Genomic DNA, 1,298 nt, shown 5'->3' with positions numbered 1-1,298 from the left:
GGCGGACCGGCGGCCCCGGCCTCCGGCAGGTCGAGGCTGAGCAGGGCGGCCATCGCGGTCACCGCGAGCAGGATCCGTGACGCCCGCCGGGCACGGGCGCTGGGACGGCCGGCGGCCTTGCGGGGGAGGGTGCGTTGGATCATGCAGCCGAGCCTCCCCGGCAAAACTGTGGTCACAGCACGGATTTCCGTATGAATCAGCTGTGAATGCCGGGCCGGCCGCACATCTGCCGGACAAGCCGGAAGGCATCTCGCACGGTATGTCGGAAGACATGAACGGACGCCGCTCCCCGCCCCGGGACTTCGGCGGAAGCCACCGGTCTATGGACGCCGCGGACGGTTTCGCGGCCCGCTGTTGTGCACGGCGGTGCGTGATCGACGGGCCCGCCCGCCCCTAGCCTCGCCGCAGGAGCACGAACGAGGGGCGGTACCCGGTGAACTGGCTCATCCACGACTACCGCGAGGGCGATCTCGCGGCGGTGGTCCATCTGATCGACACGACGGCCGAACTCGGCCAGGAGTCGGTCTTCTCGCTCGCCGAGTGCATCAGCGCGCTGACCGACCGGCAGCCCTGCGTGGTCGCCGTCCACCAGGGCGTCCCCATCGGCGCCGCCCTGGCCTGCGTGACCGGTGAACGGGCCTGGGTGATGCGCATCGCCATCGCCGCCGGATGGCGCGGCCGCGGCCTCGCCAGCGCCCTCCTCGTCGAGCTGGAGCGCCGTCTGATCGCCGCCCGCGTGGGGCGGATCGCGTACGTCCTGCCCGAGGAGGACCTCCTCGGCGAGGGCCTCCTCAACGCCGGCTACACCCGCCAGCCCGCCGTCGCCTACTTCGAGAAGACCGAACCGCTGCACGGACCCGCGGCCGGACTCCTCGACGACCTCGGCGGCCGGTTCCTGCCGAACGACCTGTGGGGCAAGGTCGCCGGCATGGAGAAGGAGAAGGAGCTGATCGAACGCCGCGTGGTGCTCCCCCTCGCCGAACCCGAGCGGGCGGCCGCGCACGGGGTGCGCCCGCCGCGGGCCATCACCCTCTTCGGGCCGCCCGGCACCGGCAAGACCACCTTCGCCCGGGCCATCGCCTCCCGGCTGGGCTGGCCGTTCGTGGAACTGCTGCCCTCCCGGCTCGCCGACGGCGGGAACCTGGCCGCCGCCCTGCGCCAGGCCTTCGCCAGGATCGCCGAGCTGGAGCGGGTACTGGTCTTCATCGACGAGGTCGAGGAGATCGCGCCCGTACGCAGCGAGCCCGCGCAGCCCGGCGGCGCCCACGGCGTCACCAACGAGCTGCTCAAGCTGATAC

1 protein-coding gene is annotated in these 1,298 nt (G+C 72.7%); it reads left to right on the top strand.

Annotated features, from left to right (window positions below; translation table 11 throughout):
• Positions 1-433: 433 nt before the first annotated feature.
• Positions 434-1,298: ATP-binding protein (locus VR44_RS36875; RefSeq protein WP_045952034.1), on the top strand; the 865-nt coding region annotated here is incomplete at its 3' end.

It is taken from the genome of Streptomyces katrae (genome assembly GCF_000966975.1).
Taxonomy (GTDB): Bacteria; Actinomycetota; Actinomycetes; order Streptomycetales; family Streptomycetaceae; genus Streptomyces; species Streptomyces katrae.
The sequence above is the reverse complement of the archived record's forward strand: the minus strand, read 5'-3'. Positions and strand labels throughout refer to the sequence as shown.